2 protein-coding genes and 1 rRNA gene are annotated in these 2,802 nt (G+C 42.7%); 2 read left to right on the forward strand and 1 reads right to left on the reverse strand.

What is annotated here, in order from left to right:
- Nucleotide 1: 1 nt before the first annotated feature.
- Nucleotides 2-118: ribosomal RNA gene (gene rrf, locus O9H32_RS32700) — 5S ribosomal RNA — on the forward strand.
- A 184-nt stretch (nucleotides 119-302) separates the two neighbouring features.
- Nucleotides 303-1,985 (forward strand): alpha-glucosidase, encoded by a 1,683-nt coding sequence (locus O9H32_RS32705; protein WP_269870243.1) that lies wholly within the window; start codon nucleotides 303-305, stop codon nucleotides 1,983-1,985.
- A 43-nt stretch (nucleotides 1,986-2,028) separates the two neighbouring features.
- Here O9H32_RS32705 and O9H32_RS32710 read toward each other — a convergent pair whose 3' ends face one another.
- Nucleotides 2,029-2,391 (reverse strand): hypothetical protein, encoded by a 363-nt coding sequence (locus O9H32_RS32710; RefSeq protein ID WP_269870244.1) that lies wholly within the window; start codon nucleotides 2,389-2,391, stop codon nucleotides 2,029-2,031.
- Nucleotides 2,392-2,802 lie beyond the last annotated feature (411 nt).

Genomic DNA, 2,802 nt, shown 5'->3' on the forward strand with positions numbered 1-2,802 from the left:
GTTTGGTGATGATGGCGGAAGGGAACCACGCGTACCCATCCCGAACACGAACGTTAAGCCTTCCAGCGTCGATGGTACTTGGACCGCAGGGTCCTGGGAGAGTAGAACGTCGCCAAGCAAATGGAAGAGCCCTTTTGGATGTTTGTATCCAAAGGGCTCTTTTTGTTTTGTATCCTTAAAAATAAGTAAGTGGGCTGTGAATCATTGGATTTTGGGATAATTTGTTAGATTGAGGGGGGCTTTGGTTAATAGATAAGGGATTCAGAGCAAAGAGGTTGTAGCGGAGAGGAGAGAATTAGAATATGAATACGGAACGTAGATGGTGGAAAGAAAGTGTAGTCTATCAAATTTATCCCCGAAGTTTTATGGACAGCAATGGAGATGGGATTGGTGATATTAAAGGAATTATTAGCCGGCTCGACTATATACAGGAACTCGGCGCCACCGTAATTTGGCTATCACCTATCTATCAATCACCTAATAAAGATAATGGATATGATGTTAGTGACTACTTCAAAGTCATGAGAGAGTTTGGGACGATGGAGGATGTAGAGCTCCTTATTGAAGAGGTGCATAAACGGGACATGAAGCTTATGTTGGACTTGGTTATGAACCATACTTCGGATGAACATCCATGGTTTATTGAATCCAGGCAGTCCAAAGAAAGTGTTTATCGCGATTTTTACATATGGAGAAAAGGTACCGATGGACGTCCACCTAACAATTGGGCTTCTATGTTCGGAGGTTCAGCTTGGGAGTACAGTGAAGAGAGGGGAGAGTATTACCTTCACTTGTTCGGTAAGCACCAACCCGATTTAAATTGGGAAAATCCCCGAGTGAGAAGAACATTATACGATATGATTTGGTGGTGGGCTGACAAGGGTGTAGATGGTTTTAGAATGGATGTAATCAATTGCATATCCAAAGACTGTTCCTTTCCAAGTGTAGGAACGGAAGAGTTAGCAGATGGGGCTAAGTATTATGAGAACGGTCCCAAAGTTCATCATTATCTTCAGGAAATGAACCGGGAAGTACTTGCAAGGTATGATTTAATTACGGTAGGCGAAACGGGGGGCGTTACTCCAGAGGATGCACTCCAGTATGCTGGAACGGATAGCATGGAGCTCAATATGATATTTCATTTTGAACATATGCAGCTAGATTATGGACCTGATAGCAAGTGGGATATAGTGCCCTGGAAATTGAAGGATTTAATAAGTGTTATGAACAGATGGCAAACGGAGTTGGAAGGCAGGGCCTGGAATAGTCTTTATTTTAATAATCATGATCAGCCTCGTATCGTCTCACGCTACGGTAATGATAAAAAATACCGGGTCCAATCAGCAAAATTATTTGCTACGATGCTTCATATGATGCAGGGCACGCCTTATATTTACCAAGGTGAAGAGATAGGAATGACCAACGTAGAATTCACCACGGTGGATGAATATAGGGATCTAAGTACACTTCAGTTCTACGAAGAGGAGGTGAAGAAAGGGAGAGATCCTAGTGAGGTCTTAAAACAAATTCAACGTAGGGGGCGAGACAATGCGAGGACACCCATGCAATGGAGTGGCTCAGAGCAGGCCGGATTTACTACCGGCGAGCCGTGGATACAAGTAAATCCTAACTATGCAAGTATTAATGTGGAGGCGGAACTTTCAGACGAGAACTCTATTCTTCATTACTATCGGAAGTTAATAGCCTTACGCAAGAAACATCCCATTATCGTGTACGGAAATTACGAATGGGTTCCTACGGAAGGAAAGCAGCTTTTTGTTTATCGCAGGCAATTAACAAGTCAAAAATTGCTTGTTATATTAAACGTTTCGGATCAAATGGCAGTTTTTAAATGGTCGGAAGTTTGGAAACCCTCTGAAGGAAGTTTGATTCTAGGTAACTATGCAATACAGGCTGACTATGCCGATGCAGAGGTGATCGAACTCTCTCCTTATGAAGCAAGAGTATACGGTTATCAATTATAAAGTGACTGGGGCAGCGCTAAGCCTGCCCCAGTTCTTTGTTTTTTTACATGTACCTATTTTGGTTCACCGGTTGAGTTTGAGATGTCTGAATGAGCAGATCCATCTGCTGTATATTTTGCTGAAGGCGCTGCTGGATCTCTAAGATGCGACGCTGCTGAGCACTCATCTGCTGTTCAACTTGAGCTTGGGCTTGCTGAAGATCTTGCTGTACCTGTCCGAACTGGATTTGGAGCTGCCGAAGCTGCTGTGAAAAATTGCTGAGACCGGAAACTTGGATCGCTTGCTGTGCCTGCTGGGCTTGCTGTAACTGTTGAGCCTGCTGCTGTTCGAGAAATTGCTGATAAGATTGATTCTGCATGGTTCCCTCCGCTTTATACTTTTTAGAAACTAGGTTAAAACCGATCACTTTTACTTTGTACCAATAAAGCCAATTTATTCGGAAGCTAGGGAACATGATTCAAATATAAAAAAAGATAGTATGATAGGGTTGCAAATGCAGAGAGGTTTATGGTATATTACAAATCCGGAAGTTAATGAACGTCATTAACGAACGGAATATAGCTTCTACCGATAAGACTGGTTGATCGATCTGAGCTTGAGGGTTATCCCAAGAATGGAAAAACAACGTAGTTGCAATCAAGTAGTAAACATGCTATATTGTGAATCCGGCCGAGAAACAAGAGCCGAGAAAAATCGAATTGCCCTTTGAAAACTGAACATCGAGTGAGTGTTAAATATAGAAGCTCAGCAATGAGTTTCTGCCATGCAGTTGCAATTGAGATGCCGGTTACGGCAGCGCAATTGTCAACCGTAATGA

It is taken from the genome of Paenibacillus caseinilyticus (assembly GCF_027533645.1).
Taxonomy (GTDB): Bacteria; Bacillota; Bacilli; order Paenibacillales; family NBRC-103111; genus Paenibacillus_G; species Paenibacillus_G caseinilyticus.